A 16,357-nucleotide genomic window follows, 5' to 3' on the forward strand; every position below is an offset into this window, starting at 1 on the left:
CTCGTTTAAGTTTGACTTGCCCAGCACGGCCCACCGCCGCCTGAGTCCCTTCCAAGCTCGCCATACAGCCAGCGCTCATCGCTGACCGCTCGCTGCGAGCAGTTCCTTCAAGATCGTTGCCGGGTCGGCCCGCTGTTGCTTGCGGTAGTTGCCAACATGGCGAACGAACAGTGTTGCGCGCGTCACCAGGCTCTTGCCGAGCACCGGCTTGCGATCCAACTCCTCCTTGATCCGTTGAAACTGCGCCTGGATCACCGCATCGGTGTAACGCGTGCCGGTGGCCAGGTTGTCGATATAAATCGCCACCGCGCCATCGAGCGCGCTGCGGCCATTGGTGATGGCCATGTCAAACAGCTGCGCGCTGGCCTCGTCCTTGTTGTCCAGGGCCTGCTGGCGACTCTTCTGCAGGTTGGCCAGGCGGATGTTGTAGTTGGCGATGGTTTCGGCCACCAACGCGGCCGACTGGATCAGGTTGCCCGCCGCCTCTTCGCGTTGCTGGGCGATCAGCGAGACGTTGCGCTTGAGCTCTTCATTGACCAACCCCAGCTCGGCTTGCAGCTTGGGGTCGACGCTGGCGGCGATGATGCTGTCCAGGCGCTTGGTCGGGTCCTGGGCGTCGTCGATGGCGTCGGTCAGCGAGGCGAGGCGACCTTCTTTCTGCCACTGGGCGAACAGTTCCTTGTAGCGCGAACGCGGTGCCGACAGTGCGCCGATCGCCACGCGAAAACCGGTGGTCTCGTTGCTTTGCTCGGTGCCGTCGGCGGCGAACAGTGGGTACTCACGGCGCATGCCGGTAAACAGCGTGCCCTCGCCTTCGAGGTAGTTGCCGCCCTTGACCACAAAGCCGCCATAAGCGCCCTGGCGACGCCCGGCGTGCACCAGCTGGAAGGACTCCTGGACCATTTCGGCCGCATTGCCGATCACATCAAACAGGCCAATCGGGTTGGGCAATTTGGTGCCGATAGGCATCAGGCGCGCGGCTTGGCCGGTACCGCCGGCCACCTGGTTGAACACAGCGTAATCGCCGAGCGGGCCGTCGCTGTCACTGCCGTCGACACGACGGGGGAACAGGCGCCCTTCCAAGTCCTGGCGGCTGACCGCATGGCCGCCGCGTGCGGCGAATTCCCACTCCACTTCGGTGGGCAGGCGCACAAAACCGAGACCACCGTCATCCGCCGAAGAACCGCGACCACTCACCGGCAGTAGCTCACGGTGGTATTTCATCAGCCAGGCGCTGTACACCGCCGAGAAACGCTCGGCCTCAAAGCGCGACAGCTTCACCTTGGGCAAGCGCGCGGCCATGCCAGTGGGCGCATCGCACGCAGGCGCGGGTTCACCGCTGGCCAGCGACTGGGCCTGGGACATCACCTGGGCGTACTGGCGTGCGGTCACTTCGTACTTGCCGATGAAGTACAACATGGGCTTGAGCGGGGTCTTGGCGTCGGTCTTCGGCATCAACGGCGCGATGACTTTGTTCCAGTCTTTCGGGAGATCCTTGAGGGTGAACTGGCCATTGATGAAGTCGCGGCGGTAGCCGGAAATAAACGACTGCTGATAGCCCGCCTCGCCTTCGGCAAAGGGGTAGCCGAGGTTGATTTCGCGGTCGTCCAGGGAGCCCTGGGCCAGCACATAGGCATAGCGGAACACCATGTTGCCTTCGCACGGCAGCGGCAGGCTGACGTCGCCTTCCAACGGCTTGGGGTTGTCGAGCTTGTCGCTTGCCTCGTCGGCCCAGGCCATTGAGGCCAGGCTCAGCGCCACACAGGCGCCCAGTAACTTAAACATCTCTGATTCCTTCAGAAGCCTGGATCCGCGCCACTCGCCAACCACCACAGGCCGCCGCCACGGCGCTGACGCCCATGACTGCAATCAGGGCCAGGCCGTAATGACGCGCCAACAGGTGGCTGGCGTATTCGCCCGGCACCTGCACAAAAAGCTTATTCAACGCCGCCTCGGCCACGCCATACAGCCCAGCACTGAGCACGGCAGCAAACCCTGCGCTGTACAGCGCCTGCACCACCACGAACAACAGCAGCCCGCCCGTGGAAAACCCCAGCAGGCGCAGCACCGACAATTCCCGCCGCTTGCGCGCGACGGCGGCCAGGGCCCCGGCAAAGATCGCCGCAAACGCCCCCGCCAACGCCAAGCCGCAGATCACCCAGAACACGATCGACAGGTTGCGGCTCAACGACTGCACCTGCGCGATGGTCTGTGCCTGGGTCGACACTAATAAATTCTGCCCCGCGAAGTACACCCGCAGCGGCTCCACATCAGTGAGGTTACGGGCATACAAGCGAAACGCCGGGTAAACCCGCTGCTCATTCGTCCCCACCGCCTCACCGCTCCAACCCAACGCGGGCACTGCACGACCGTCGCGGTAGTCTTCCGCCCCTTCCAGCAGTTTCAGATCGGCAAACAAGCCGTCACGGGCAAAGGCTTCCAACGGCAATACCGCCAGCACCTGCAAGCGCGTGCGTTGGGCTTCCACGCGTCCCGCCACTTGCCGTGCAAAGCTGGTTTCCAGCCAATCCCCTGGCCGCGCCGCAAGCTTCTCGGCGGCGGTGTGGCTCAGCACGATCTGACCCAGGCCCTGCGGCACCGGCAGGCCGGCCAGCAACGGGTCACCCGAGGCGGTCGGTAGCATCTCCAGGACCAGCGTGCCCACCTGCGCGGTCGCCGCAATCTGCCGCGTACGCGGCAGCGCGAATGCCACATCGTTGCGCTGACCGAGCTGCTCGATAAAGGCGCTGCTGAATCGACCACCGCCCAGCGGAATAATTTCACGGGTGGCGGGGTCGGTCTGCAAACGTTCGGTCAAACTGCTAACCAGTCCAAATTTCAGGCCGAATAACACCAACAACGGTGCGATGACGGCGACCAGCGCCAGCACCGAACAGGCGGACAGCCAGGCATCGTTGCGATAGTCCTGCCAGGCCAGCGACGCCACCAGACCGATGCGCATCAGCACACCTCCCCGAGGGTCGCCGTAACGCCGCCATCGGCGTCGCGACGGCAACTGATGCGCCGCACCTGCAAGCCACTGGCGCGGGCCAGGGGTTCATCATGGGTAGCGATCACACACGCCGCACGGTGTTCACGAGCCTGGGCCAGCAACGCCTGCATCACGCGCTCGGCATTCAAGGGGTCGAGGGACGCCGTCGGTTCATCCGCCAGCACCAGTTGTGGCGCATGGGCCAGGGCGCGGGCACAGCTGACGCGTTGGCGTTGGCCCACCGAAAGCGCCGTCGGCTTCTTGGTCAACTGGTCGCTGATCTCCAACTGCTCGGCCAGGCGCGCCACGCTGCCATCGTCCTTCAAACCCAACAGTTGCCGGGACAACGCGATATTGCCGCGCACATCGAGAAACCCCAGCAGACCGCCGGTTTGCAGCACATACCCCAGATGCTGGCTACGCAGCGCGGCCAGGGTGGATTGCTGATCGCCGTGCCACAGCCCGGCTATGTCCTGCTGATGGAATTCGAACTGCCCGACCTGATCCGGCGCCAATACCAGCGCCAGTAAATCCAGCAAGGTGCTCTTGCCGCAACCACTGGGCCCGACAATCGCCAGTTGCTCACCCGCACGCAGCGCCAGCGCCGGGATCACCAGGCTATAGCGCTGGCTACCGACGCCTCGGCTCTTGTGCACCGCGCTCAGGTTCAGCATTACGGCAACGTCGACAACGGCACGCGGTACAACGCATCGCCCGGCTCGGCATCGCCGAAACGGACCCAGTTGGCCAGGTCATTGTGGAAGGTTTCGTAGAGGCGGATCTTCGAGTCCAGCTCATCGATGAAGTCTTCCTGCTCGGCCACGCTCAACGACAACCACAGGTCCTGGGTCATGTTCAGCGACTTGCTGCGGTACGGCAGGCCTTCCAGGTATTCGCCGAGAATGCCGCCGTCGGCCAGGTTGCCGCCCTTGCGCAAGGCCTGCGGGTCGCGACTCATGTAGGCCGAAGCGCTGGCGATTTCCTGAAAGAAGTCCTTGGGCGAGGTCTGCGTCTTGCGCGCCGCGTCGACGATCAACTTCAGCGACTGCTGCAGATCGTTGAGCTGCAGCTTGGTCAGCATCACGCACACCTGGAACGCCGGCAGTGCCGGGTTGGTCAGGTCGCGGTCGGCGGTCCAGGCGCTGACCAGTTGCGGCGCCTGGCTTGCGGTTTTGCGACCGAGGAAATCCATGTGCATGGCATAACCGACGGCGGCGGATTTGTCCGCCAGGCTCGGTGCGCTGTTCAGCAACGGCACCGGCTGCGGCGTGTTGCTGCGTACCTGGTGCACCAGGTTGGCGAACACCGTACCGATCTCATCCACGCGCTCACCGAGTTTGCGCACGTCGCCCCCAGGCACCGCGGTGTAGAGGTCGCCGATCTGCGGGTTGGCGTCGGCGGTGAGGATGCGGTACTGGCTCTCGGCGCCGGCATGGGTTTTCTTGCCGGCGTCGGTGCGCAAGTGCAGGGCGTAGATCTTGATCTGCTTGCCCAACGCGGCCTGGCGCACTTCGGCTTCGTTCATCTGGGTGGCGGCAAACGGATCGTTCTTGCGCAGCGCACCCGCATCGGTGACCAGCAGAATGATGCGCCCGCCATAGCCGGACCAATCCATGCCATCCACCGCCTGCATCACCCCGGCGAACGCGTCTTCGTTGAACGAGTGGCTGGACACAGTGGACGCCTTGACCTGGCGCGCCATGTCGAGGAAACGCTGCGGGTCGCGGCCCTGGTCGAGGGTGATCAGGGTCTTGGCGACGTATTCCAGGCCAGGGGTTTTCTTGATGCTGCTGCGAAAGCCCACCATGCCGAAGCTCACGCTGTCCAACTCGCCCCGCTCGCCGATACGGGTTTGCAGCTCATGCACGACGTCGCGGACCTGGTCGATGTAGGGCTGCATGGAAACGGTGGTATCGACCACGAGAACCACCGCCGTGCGAAAGGCGTCGGCATTGGCGCTGATCACCGGTGTAGCCGGTTTGGCGGCGCTGGTGCCTGGGTCGATGGAGGCCACATTGAGCAACTGCACCGGCTGGCCGTTTTCGTCGAAGCTCTCTTTGGCGTCGAAGATCGGCAGCAGGTAGAACTGGTTTTGCGGCACGGCGCTGGCGGCCGGCTCCAGCGCCAGGATCTGGCTGTTGTCTTCGCTGTTTTTCTGCGCCTTGGCCAGTACGCCTTTGGCGGCGGCCGGGTCAGCCAGCAGCTTTTCCACTTCAGCGGATTGGCGCAGGAACATCACCGGCGCCCGCCCCGAACGCTCGGTGAATTTGAGCACCAGGCTCTGCTTCCAGTCGCTGACCTGGGACGCAGGCAACCAACCGTCACTGCGACCATCGGTGGCGGCGCCGACACGTACCCACGGGCTGCCGTCAACGTCCTTGCGTTGGTAGACGTAGAGCACGGAGAACGCCGGCAGGGCTTTGCCCGGCGCGCTGCCGGCGTCAGCGGACAGCTTGGCGCCCGGCTTGCTGAGCACGCGCTGGAACAGCGTCTTCTTGCCTGCCATGAGCAACGGACGTTGACCGCCATCCGCTTCGGCCACAGGCGAAGCCACCGTAGGCACTGCCGCAGCGGGCGGTTTGGCCACAGGCTCATCGCCGCCACTCAACCACCAATAGCTCGCGCCACCAATGGCCAACGCAACCGCCACCGCAACAGCGGCCAGTGCCAACACCGGACCACGGCGCTGCTCGCTGTGCTGGATCGGCGGCACCACCGGTTGGCGCACCGGCTGGGGTTTTTCGGTAGGGATTTCGATGGATTCCGGGGTGATGCCGGCTAAATCAAAACTCATCGGGATCGGCAGCGGCCGCACTAACGTGGCTTCCGGCGACTCCGACGGCAGGTTATCCAATGCTTGTAACAACGCTGCCGCATCCGGAAAGCGCTCCGCCGGATCCTTTGCCAACAGCTTGCGTAGCACGTCCTGATAACGGCCGTGGTGCACCGGTAATTCGGGCAGCGGTTCGGTCAGGTGCGCCAGCGCCGTCGACAGTGCATCCGTGCCGGTGTACGGCAGCTTGCCGACGAGAATCTCGTACAGCACCACGCCCAGCGCGTACAGGTCCGCCCGACCATCAATCTCTTGGCCCCGCGCCTGCTCCGGGCTCATATAGCTCGGCGTGCCCACGGCAAAACCGGCCTGGGTGAACTGGGTGCGATCATCCAGCGACTTGGCGATACCAAAGTCGGACAACACTGCCGTGCCATCCGCGCGGAACAGAATGTTCGCCGGTTTCACATCGCGGTGTACCAGGCCCTGAGCATGGGCATAGCCCAGTGCCGAGGCGATCTGGCGGATCAGCGTCACCCCCTGCTCCGGCGTCATGCCGGCGGCGATGCGCTCTTTGAGCGTGCCGTTGGGCAGGTATTCCATGGCCATGTAGTACAGCTCACCGACATTGCCGATGTCATGGATGGTCACCGTGTGCGGATGCGACAAGCGCGCCAGGGTCTTGCCCTCGCGCAGGAAGCGCTCGCAGAAGCTCGGGTCGGCCGCCAATGCCGCCGCCATCACCTTCAAGGCCACTTTGCGCTCCAGGGAACGCTGGGTCGCCAGGTACACGCTGGCCATGGCGCCTTCGCCAATTTCGCCTTCGATGTCATAACCCGGGATGACGATGTTCATGGTGATACCTTCACGACGATGGCAGTGATGTTGTCCGGCGCACCCCGGCTGAGCCCCAGATGCACCAGGCTGCGCACGATTTCATCCGGCGTGTCGTGGCCCAGGACTTCGCGGATTTCATGGTCTTCAACGGTCTTGTTCAGGCCGTCGCTGCACAACAGGTAGCTGTCACCGGGGGCGATCAGCAGGTCGACCACCGCCAATTCCAGGTACGCCTCCACGCCAATCGCTCGGGTGACGATGTTGGCGCGTGGATGCGTGCGCGCATCAGCTTCGCTGAGCAGACCGCTGTCTTGCAGGTCTTGCACGTAACTGTGGTCGCGGGAGATCCCTTCGAGCACGCCATCGCGCAGGCGGTACAAGCGACTGTCGCCAGCCCACAAGCACACGCCGCGCAAGCCACGCGCGGCCAACAGCACCACGGTGCTGCCCATCATGGTTACGCCACGGTGGGCGGTTTCTTCGCGCACGGCGGCATTGATGCGCAGCAGGTCATTACGCAGCGCTGCGGTGTATTCATCCAGGGAACGCCCTACCGGCACGCTGCGCAGGCTGTCGACGATCAGGCTGCTTACATAGTCCCCCGCCGCATGCCCGCCCATGCCGTCGGCCACCACCCACAGGCGGTTTTCCGGCAGGTCCAGGCAGGCGTCTTCGTTGACCTGGCGGACCATGCCCACATGGCTTTTGCTCGCGGATTTGTACGTCGACCCCATCTACACCACACCTTCTTGTCCGAGCAAAAACTGCGCAAAATCGCCAGCGGCAGGCAGGCCCTGACACCGCAACAAACCAGGGGAAATACGTTGTGACCCACGGCCCCACCACAGGCTCGCGCCGTCGCAGGCCTGTTCGGCGAGGGCGGTCATACGCTGGTGCGGTTCGGTGGCGGCCACCCGTTGCAGGCCGGCGAAACGGCTGTCTACCGCGCGCGACTCAGTCGACGGGAGGCCCAGGGCATCGAGGCCTTCATTGAAGCTTTCGAAGGTAGCCCCGGCATTCAGGGTGCTGAGCAACAGCGCTTCGGTCTGCTCGAACCAGCTGTCCGGGCCACCTACCAGGGAGGCAGGATTGGTGTCGTGATCGAGCAACGCCACCACCGCCAGCGGGAAGTAGCGTCCGACCCGATCGATGCTCGGCATCACCACGCCTGCTGCCGCGTCCGGCCCGCACACCCCGGGCGCCAGCACAAAACGCCACAACGGGCTGACCAGGTACGTGTTGAGCCAGTCACCGCCGAGGCTGTTTTGACTGGCAAGCAAACCTGCTGCCAGCCAACTGTCCCATGGGCCGATGAAACTCTGGGGCAAGGCGCGGCTGACAAAGTCACCGCGGCTGGCCAACTTGCCGTAGAAACCCACAGTCGTCATAACCGCTCCGGCAGGCTGAAGCCACTGAGCACGCGGCTCTTGAACGGGTTGAAGGCGCTGTTGGCGCGCAATTCGTAGGCGATGCTTGCGCCATCGACGCGCAGGCGCAGGTTGAAACGGTCCGGCGAGTTACCGGCGGTGAGGTCTGACTGCTCCAGCAAGCGGAACCAGGCCCAGGGCCCGTCCAGGGTCACGCCGGAACGGCCACTGGCCGACGGCGGCATGATGGAGATACGCACCACGCCAATGCTGCCGGGGTTTGGCCATTGCATCGCTACCGGGCGGCTCGGGCCGTGATCGTAGCTCAGTTGTTGGCCGTCGAGGTCCAACAGGAACTGAGTGATGGTCGGGTCCATCGACACCGGCTTGAGTTCGAAACGCACAATCGGCTGGGTGCCACCGGCGCGGAAGAACGCATCGCGAATGGTCGCGGCACGCTGGAAGGTTTGCAGCACACCCGGCGCAATCCCAAGCTTCTGCGCCGCGCCCGGCTGCCAGCGCCAGGTCTGCGCGGACGTGTCGACGTAAGGCTGCAGGTACTTGCGGAAGTAGTTGTCCATCACCCCGCCCACGCCAAAGAACTGCCCGAAGTCATCCAGGGTCGCGTCACGCGCGCTGCCCGGCGACATCGGGTAACGCCCGGCCAGCGACTGGCGATACACGTTGACCACTTCGCTGACCCAGGCCGCGTTCAGTTGATTGCGCACTCCGCCCATCATGCTATTGGTGGTGGAATTGACCACCGACTTGACCATGCCCTGCACCAGCGGTGGCTGGCGCTCGGCATTCAGGCTGACGCGCGTGGCCGCAGCCGCCGCTTGGTTTTTCGCCTCACCGAGCAACGCGTCGCCGCTGGCGCCGACCATGGCGCTGACCTGCACATACAGCGCATTCATGTCCGTGAGCAGGCCATCGATGGCCGCCGGCTCGCCTTCGTTCTTGCTGACGATGCTGTTGAGTTCGGCAAAGTGCGCGGTCACAGGATCATCCGCCGCCGCTGGCGCATTCGCAGCCGGCTGCTCTTGGCCGAGCAGGCTGCCCAGGCGCTCCTTGAGCTTGTCGACACCCCCTTCCACCGGCACGCCTTTGGCGGCCAACTGGCGTTCTTCGGCTTGCAGATCGGTTTCCTTGGCCACGGCCACCAGCAGCTTTTTCAGCGGCGAGGTCGGGCCGGAAATCACCCGCAGCACGTCGGCCGCCTGGGCCACGCTGGTGATCGGCACGAAGTCGATGTCCGCCAGCAACGCATCCCACTGGCGCTGGTAATCCTGGAAATACAGGCGCCGCACATCGGCAGCCAGGCTCACCACGTTCTGCTGGTCGGCCTGTTCGTGCCCCAACACCCATTGTTCTTCAGCGAGGGTGCCGGTCTGGTTCAGGCTGCTCAGCAGAAACGCCTGGCGATAGCCCTTGGCGGTGAAGAACCCACTCAACGGCTCGCCCAATGGCTTGCCACTTTTGCGGCTGAACACCAGCGCAGCGTCACGGCCGGCGGCTTCGTTGAGGCGAAAGTCCGGGATGCCTTCAGGCAGTTTCTGGCGCTTGACCCGGTCATACACACGTTGGGCCACCGGCAGTTGTTGCAACTGGCGACGCAGGTCGTCGATCAGCCGGGGATCCAGGCGCGCAGTGGGCGGATGGCGTTCGAACAGCGACTGCAAGTGCCCGGCCAGCGCCTGGCGCTGATCCGCCGGCAGGTCGCGTGGCAGGTTGCGGTCCCAGTCGAGGGCGATCCAGGCCTTGATGAAGTCCGGGTCGTAATGCTCGGAATCGGCGAGCATCAGGTAGGCCTTGAGGCCTTCGTAAAGGAAGTCGGAATTGCCGCCGCCGTGCAGTTGTTCTTCGATACGCGTCACCAGGCGTGGTGCGAACACCGCGATCAACAACTTGCGGTAGACGCTGGCAGACTCGGCTTCAAGCATGTCGCCCTGGTACAGCCCCAACCCTTCGGACCAGCTTGGAGAGTCGCCCGCCAGGTTCTTCACAGCGTTGAGCAATGGCAGCACAGCGAGGATGTCACGCTGCGCCGGGCTCAGGTTCTGCACAGTCTGGCCCAGCGGCGCGACCTTCTGGTCGACCTGGGCGATATACGCCTGGTTGGCGCGGTAACTCACCCACCACAAACTGCTGACCACCACGACCAACGCAACGGTGGCGGCGAGCACACCGCGCGCAATCCACTTGCGTCGACGCTCGACCTTGGGGTTCACACCCACTAGGCCACGCTCGGCAAACGCCACGGCGGTGAAGAGTTTTTCGATGAAGTAACTGCGCCCTGTGCCGCTCTGACGCGCCAGGTGCTGGCGGTCCAGGTTCATGCTCTGCGCCATCGCACCGATCAAGCGATCAATCGGGCTGCCTTCCTGGGTGCCGCTGGTGAAATACACACCGCGCAGCAGCACGCGCTCTTCAAAGGCATTGGGCTTGAACACACCTTCGAGGAAGCTTTGCAGGCAATCCTTCAACGCACCGAACTGCTGCGGGAAGCCGTAGATCAGGTCGCGCCGCGCCGGGTCACGCTCCTGTTGCAGGCGTTCGACCAGGCGTTCGTTGAGGCGCTGTTCCAGGCCGGCGAACTCGCTTTGCAGGTGCGCCAGCGGGCTGTCAGTGTTTTTGCCGTCGTCCAGGGCAAAGGTCATGCCCCACACCTGGGCGCGCTCTTCCTTGCTCAGGTTGTCGAAGAACTCCATGAACCCTGGCACCAGGTCGAGTTTGGTGAGCATCAGGTAGATCGGGAAACGCACACCCAGCTGGGTGTACAGCTCCTGGATACGCAGGCGGATAGCGGCGGCATGGGCGGCGCGCTCGGCGTCGGTGCCGAGCAACAGGTCCGACAGGCTGATGGCAATGAAGGCACCATCGATGGGGCGGCGCGAGCGCTGCTTTTTCAGCAGGTCGAGAAAGCCCAGCCACGCGGCTTTGTCCACCGTGGAGTTGCTGTCCTGGGTGGTGTAGCGGCCGGCGGTGTCGAGCAACACCGCTTGATCGGTAAACCACCAGTCGCAGTTGCGCGTACCGCCGACGCCGCGCACGGCACCGGCGCCCAACTGGGCAGCCAACGGGAAGTGCAAGCCGGAGTTGACCAACGCAGTGGTCTTGCCCGAACCCGGAGGGCCGATAATCACGTACCACGGCAGCTCGTAGAGGTTGCGGCGTTCGTCGCCGCCCAACTTGGCCTTTTTCAGCAGCGCCAGGGCCTCGTCCATGCGCTGACGCAGGGTGGTGAGCTCTTCGGCAGTAGCAACGCTGTTGGGGTCGGCCGGGGTTTCTGCCGCCAGGCTGCGCATCACTTCGGCCGCTTGGCGCCGCGCCTGGATGATGCGAAACACGCGGTAGGCGATCCACACCGCGAACACCAGGATAATCAGCGCCCAGCGGCGCCCTTCCGGCACCAGCACGTCGAGCAACGGCCCCACAAACCAGATGATCAGGCTCAGCGCGATCAAGCCCAGCACGGGGATCACCCAGCGAATCATGAAACTGAAAAACGCCTTCACTCGACGCCCTCCGCCAATACGGTGATTTCAACCCGACGATTGCGGGCACGGCCTTCGGCGGTGGCGTTGGTCGCCACCGGCTCGGTGTCGCTGCGACCCTCGGCGCTGAAGCGATCCGCCTGGCCCGTCTTGGCCGCCAGGATCTCCAGCACCGACTTGGCCCGCGCTTCGGACAGCGCCCAGTTGGACGGGAAGCGCAGCGTGGCAATCGGGCGATTGTCGCTGTGTCCGGTGACGCGCACCTGGCCCTTGACCTTGCGGATGGCGTCGGCGATGCGCAGCATCAGTGGCTGGTAGTCATCGACGATGCTCGAGCTGGCGGACGCAAACAGTTCATCGCCACGGATGGTCACCACGGAACGGTCGACTGCATCTTCAACGGCAACGCGCCCGGCCTTGATATCTTCCACCAGGAAGCCAGCCAGGCGCGGGCGTTCGATGACTTTGGGCTGCGCCACCGGGCGGTCGATGGCCTGCACCGGAATCTCGCCCAGGGCATGGATATTCTTGAACACCGGCTCGGCATCCGACGCCAGCTTGAGGCGCAAGCCGAACAGCAGCGCCAGCAGCAGCGCGACACCGATGGCCACGGCGATCCACGGTGGCATGAATTGCGCCAGGCGATCACGGGCCACGGTCACGCCACGCCAGTGCGGCGACAGCTCACGCTCGTGTTCGCCACGCGCACTGCGAATGGCCGCAGCGGTACGTTCACGCAGGGTTTCCAACTGGCTGCGACCGTCGTTCATCACGCGGTAGCGGCCTTCAAAACCCAGGCACATGCACAGGTACAACAGCTCCAGCAGATACAGGCGTTCCCGTGGGCTTTGCAGGCAGTGATCGAGCAACTGGAAGACCTTTTCGCCACCCCAGGCTTCGTTATGCACGGTGATCAACAGGCTCTGTTTACCCCAGTCACTGGTGCTGCCCCAGGGCGTGCTCAACACCGCTTCATCCAGCGCGGTGCACAGCGCATAACGGGCCAGCAGCACTTCGTTGCGGGCGATACCGGCCGCTTCGGCACGCTCTTCGAACTGGCGCAGGTAGGCCAGCAACTGCGCGCGCAGGCTGGCCGGCGCTGGATGGGCGATGGTGTTGCGCAGGCGCGTCAGCAATGCCAACAGCGGGCCAGCGGCGCTTTCCAGCGGGTTGAGGCCCTGGCTCTTGCCGGTAAGCATCGGCGCGGCCGGCATGGCCAAAGGCGCAGGTTCGGCACGCGCAGGTTCCGGCGCTCGGCCACCCGGACGCGGCATGAACTGGGTGCGGTCATCATCATTGGGATGCATCGCGGATTATCCTCGGATCGCCCAGAAGGCCAGGTTCAAGCCCGGGAACTGCCCGGCGATGTGGAAGGCGAAGCCGCCGGAGTTGCCCAACTGTTGCCAGGCATCGCTGCCGCGATCCAGCTCGTAATAGGTGGAACCTGCGTGGTACGGCAATTGGCGCGGCGCCACGGGCAGAGGCAACAGGGTGATGCCCGGCAGTTGCAGGTTGACCAGGTCGCGGATGTGCTCCACCGAGCCGACCTTGCTCTGCTGGCCGAAGCGCGCACGCAGGGTCTCGCCGGGGACATCGGCACGCACCACCAGAATGAAGCTGGCGCTATCGAGCAGGGTCTTGTCGGCCAGCATCGCCACGTGGACACCGTAGGCTTTCTCGACAATCGGGATCGGCGTGGCCTTGCTGTCGATCAGCATCGACAGCGCTTCACGCAGGGCGGCCATCACCGGGGCAAAGCTCAGGGCCAGGTCGTCGTGCTGATACTGCGGGTATTCCTGGGGGCGTCGGCCCGAGGTCGAGAACGTCGAGAACTCACCCGCCAGGCTCACCAGTTCGCTGAAGAAACGCTCCGGGTGCAGCGGGCTCAGTTGGCTCAAATGCTGGATCAGCGGTTGGGCACGGTTGACCATTTGCAGCAGCATGAAGTCGGCAATCTCCGATGCGCCACCGGCGCCCGAGGCGACCACGCGCCCCGCCAGGGCTTCGCCGCGTTGGTGCAGCAGGCCAAGCAGTTCGCTGCGAAATGCCGTCAGTGGCTTGCTCGCGGCCACGTCCAGCACCGGCGGGATGTAGGTGTCGTCGAGTACCAGTGCGCGGTCGGCGCGCTTTTCCTTGATGCGCACCAGGCCGATGGCGGCGTAATCGCTGATGCCATCCTGGGCGGTCAGCAGGCGCAGGGCCCGGGCGCCCACGGCCACCGGAGCGCGGTTTTCGAACGGTGCGTTGTCGTCGCGCACTTCGCGCACCTGGCTCACGTAACGCGCGGCTTCCAGGGCTTCGCCTTCATCCACCGTATCGCGAGCACCGGCACGCTTGAGCGGCAGCGCCAGGTACACCAGACCATCGCGCAGGTTGTCATCGATGTTCAACGGGCTCGGCGACAGGTCGTCCTGGGGAATGTTGAACGGCGTGCCGTCGGGCAACAGACCGCGCGCCGAAACAATCGCCAGCTTGCCCTGGGCCAGCAGGCCCTGGTCGATCAGCAATTCGGAAAAACCCCAACTGCCTGCGGACAGCGGGCGGCTACGGGCGTCGATCAGGTTTTCCAGGTAACGGTCATGCTGCTGGAAGTGCTGCGTTCCGATGAACATGCCTTCCGACCAGACCACGCGATTGTTCCAGGACATGGGGGCTCCGATTGCTTCTTATTGGGCAGGGCTGGATGGGGTGACCACGACGTCGGCGCGCACGGCACGCACATCGAGGCTGATCTGGTATTCGGTGTATTGGCGCGCGGGCACATTGATCACCGTGCGCCACTGCGCGCGGTCCAACTCGCGATAGCCCACGAGCAAACCGATCTGGCGCGTGGACGGGTCGAGATCGCGCTGGATGGTCAGTTGCTCGCCGGGTTGCACCATCACTTCATCCTGGTCCAGCAGGTCCAGGCCAAGGGTGGATTGGGCGCGGTCGGCCAATGCGAAGTAATCGGAGCGGGCGAAGGTGGCGGCGTTTTTCAGTTCGAAGATGCGCACCCGCACCGGGGCGGCCTGGCCGTTGGCGCCGGGGTTGAGCCCGCTGATCGCGTGAAAGTGCAGCTCGACGGCAGCCGTATCCGCTTCGGCCTCGGCGGTGGTTTCGGGTTTGGCGGCGTCTTTGGCACACGCCGTCAGCAGCAGCAAGGTGGCGGCTGCGAGTAAAAACCTGGGAATCATCCTGCGTCCTCAATGACGTACTTAGCTATCCGTTAATCCATGTGTTGCGGCGCGGTTTTACCGACGCTGTCGTGCGCTGTGCTCTTCGTAGGCCCGGCTGAATTCACGGCCGAACAGGTCCTGGAAGTCTTCCTGGGCCTCGCGGGAAATATTGCTGTAGAGCTCGGTGAACTGTTGCCAGTACTGCGCCTGGCGCGAGCCATTGAAAAGGCTCGACAGCCCGCCAGGCTTGCCCATGCGTTCTTCCAATTGCGCCGGTTCGAATCGGCTGAGCAAGTGCTTGATGGCCGCTTCCACGCCGGCCATCACCGCCAACTGGTGGGCACGCAAGTCGTTAAAACTGTCGCGCACGGCGAGGTCCGGCGCCATAAACGCTTGGTTACCGTGACGCAGCAAAAGCAGCAACGCTTCATCAGCATTGGGGGCAAATTTCAACGGATTGTTTTCCGCAGGCTGAATCATCGTCTGCTGCATGCGGAACTCGCCCTTGAGGCTGGCGCGGGCACGCAACACGTCGATCAGGCCTTCGACCATCAGGCGGTAGCTGCGGCCGATGCTTTCCATCTGGGCCTCGGCCTGGGCTTTGTCCAGGCGCAATTGGTCCAGGCCAGCGCCGCGCAGGAAGGCTTGCAGGAGGTCGGGTTGTTGGCTGTCTGCCACGGGGAGCATGGGCTCGACCACGGGTGGCGGCGGGGTGACTGGCTGTGGCGTCGGCAGTGGTGGAGCACTGACGACAGGCGCAGGCGCATCGCCAAACAGGTCCCAGTCTTCGGGGATCACCGCGCCCGATACCACAGGCGGCTCGGCCACAGGCATCGCGACCGGCGTCGGCGGGCGGAAGTCGTGTTGCTCGGAAGGCACGTGGTCCGGCACCGTCGGTGGCGGCACGGCAGTGGGGCTGAGGAAATCAAACAGGTCCGGCAGCGTGTCCATCGAGGACGCTCCCTGGAACTGCGGCGCAATCACCGGCGTGGCGACGGGCGCGGGCGTGTTCACCACAGCGCCCATCAGCGCTTCAAAACTGTTCGGTGCATCGCCGGTAAACGGCTGACTGTCGATGGATTGCACGTTGAAGTCGATGCGCGCCTGGATCTCGTAATCGCCGATGCGGATCAGTTCACCATCTTGCAACAGTTCACTATTACCCCGGCGCATACGAATACCGGCTTTAACCAACTCCACACCATTTGTGCTGTTATCGGTTAAATAATAGCGGCCATCTTTGTATTGAATAACGCAATGTTGCGAGGACACCAGGCGCTCTGGATCAGGCAATACCCAGTCATTATCCGAGCTGCGGCCGATAGCCATCGCGCCCTGATTCATGGACTTTTCGGAGCACTGCCCAGGGGTAATCTTGTGATAACTAGTGATAGTCAAACACAGCGACATCTTGCCTCCTTGCTGATACTTCGCGCGCGGTCGATTCCCGGGACAGCGCTTCCCGGGGTATCCCCATCAGGTCGAGCAATCGACCGTCCAAAACCTGTCAATACCAGCATGATCGCTGATCTTAACTGGGCTCTATGACAAAAATCCTGTCCCGGTGCGTCGTTCGACCCACCAGTCGCGCAGGTTGTTAAGCACCGCACATCTGTCACAGAGGGCGAATAGCTTACCTTGACAAGCCCTAAGTACTACACCAAAAATGCACAACTTCTTGAATACCAGTGATGGCACATTAGTGGCATCTTGCTTATATGACCAAGAAAACA

Annotated in this window: 11 protein-coding genes; all 11 read right to left on the reverse strand. The window is 63.8% G+C overall.

Annotated features, from left to right (window positions below; translation table 11 throughout):
• Positions 1-75: 75 nt before the first annotated feature.
• Genes BMZ57_RS12345 through tagH form a run of 11 tightly spaced genes read right to left on the reverse strand, consistent with a single transcriptional unit; the run spans position 76 to position 16,034 of the window.
• Entirely contained in the window at positions 76-1,785 is a 1,710-nt protein-coding gene (locus BMZ57_RS12345) for an SUMF1/EgtB/PvdO family nonheme iron enzyme (RefSeq protein WP_010207531.1), read from the reverse strand.
• Complete coding sequence (locus tag BMZ57_RS12350; protein WP_045791500.1) at positions 1,778-2,962, reverse strand: ABC transporter permease family protein; 1,185 nt, start codon at positions 2,960-2,962, stop codon at positions 1,778-1,780. The genes BMZ57_RS12345 and BMZ57_RS12350 overlap by 8 nt, the downstream gene beginning before the upstream one ends.
• On the reverse strand, positions 2,962-3,666 hold the full coding sequence (locus tag BMZ57_RS12355; protein WP_010207533.1) for an ABC transporter ATP-binding protein: 705 nt from the start codon (positions 3,664-3,666) through the stop codon (positions 2,962-2,964). The genes BMZ57_RS12350 and BMZ57_RS12355 overlap by 1 nt, the downstream gene beginning before the upstream one ends.
• A complete protein-coding gene (locus tag BMZ57_RS12360) occupies positions 3,666-6,620 on the reverse strand; it encodes a serine/threonine-protein kinase (protein WP_069672956.1) in 2,955 nt (984 codons plus the stop codon). Before BMZ57_RS12360 ends, BMZ57_RS12355 begins: the two co-directional genes overlap by 1 nt.
• Positions 6,617-7,336, reverse strand: coding sequence for a PP2C family protein-serine/threonine phosphatase (locus tag BMZ57_RS12365; RefSeq protein WP_010207536.1), 720 nt, complete (start codon positions 7,334-7,336; stop codon positions 6,617-6,619). Before BMZ57_RS12365 ends, BMZ57_RS12360 begins: the two co-directional genes overlap by 4 nt.
• Positions 7,337-7,990 carry a type VI secretion system-associated protein TagF gene (tagF, locus tag BMZ57_RS12370; RefSeq protein ID WP_069672957.1) on the reverse strand — a complete coding sequence of 218 codons (654 nt, stop codon included), beginning with the start codon at positions 7,988-7,990 and terminating at the stop codon, positions 7,337-7,339. It abuts the gene before it with no gap.
• Positions 7,987-11,487, reverse strand: coding sequence for a type VI secretion system membrane subunit TssM (gene tssM / locus BMZ57_RS12375; protein WP_010207538.1), 3,501 nt, complete (start codon positions 11,485-11,487; stop codon positions 7,987-7,989). Before tssM ends, tagF begins: the two co-directional genes overlap by 4 nt.
• Positions 11,484-12,773: a DotU family type VI secretion system protein gene (locus BMZ57_RS12380; protein ID WP_010207539.1), complete on the reverse strand. Its 1,290-nt coding sequence runs from the start codon at positions 12,771-12,773 to the stop codon at positions 11,484-11,486. The genes tssM and BMZ57_RS12380 overlap by 4 nt, the downstream gene beginning before the upstream one ends.
• A 6-nt stretch (positions 12,774-12,779) precedes the next feature.
• Entirely contained in the window at positions 12,780-14,114 is a 1,335-nt protein-coding gene (tssK, locus tag BMZ57_RS12385) for a type VI secretion system baseplate subunit TssK (protein WP_069672958.1), read from the reverse strand.
• Between the two features lie 18 nt (positions 14,115-14,132).
• Positions 14,133-14,642 (reverse strand): type VI secretion system lipoprotein TssJ, encoded by a 510-nt coding sequence (tssJ, locus tag BMZ57_RS12390; RefSeq protein WP_021492587.1) that lies wholly within the window; start codon positions 14,640-14,642, stop codon positions 14,133-14,135.
• A 57-nt stretch (positions 14,643-14,699) separates the two neighbouring features.
• Complete coding sequence (gene tagH, locus BMZ57_RS12395) at positions 14,700-16,034, reverse strand: type VI secretion system-associated FHA domain protein TagH (RefSeq protein WP_047542446.1); 1,335 nt, start codon at positions 16,032-16,034, stop codon at positions 14,700-14,702.
• Positions 16,035-16,357: the final 323 nt, after the last annotated feature.

The sequence above is a fragment of the Pseudomonas simiae genome (genome assembly GCF_900111895.1).
GTDB lineage: Bacteria > Pseudomonadota > Gammaproteobacteria > Pseudomonadales > Pseudomonadaceae > Aquipseudomonas > Aquipseudomonas simiae.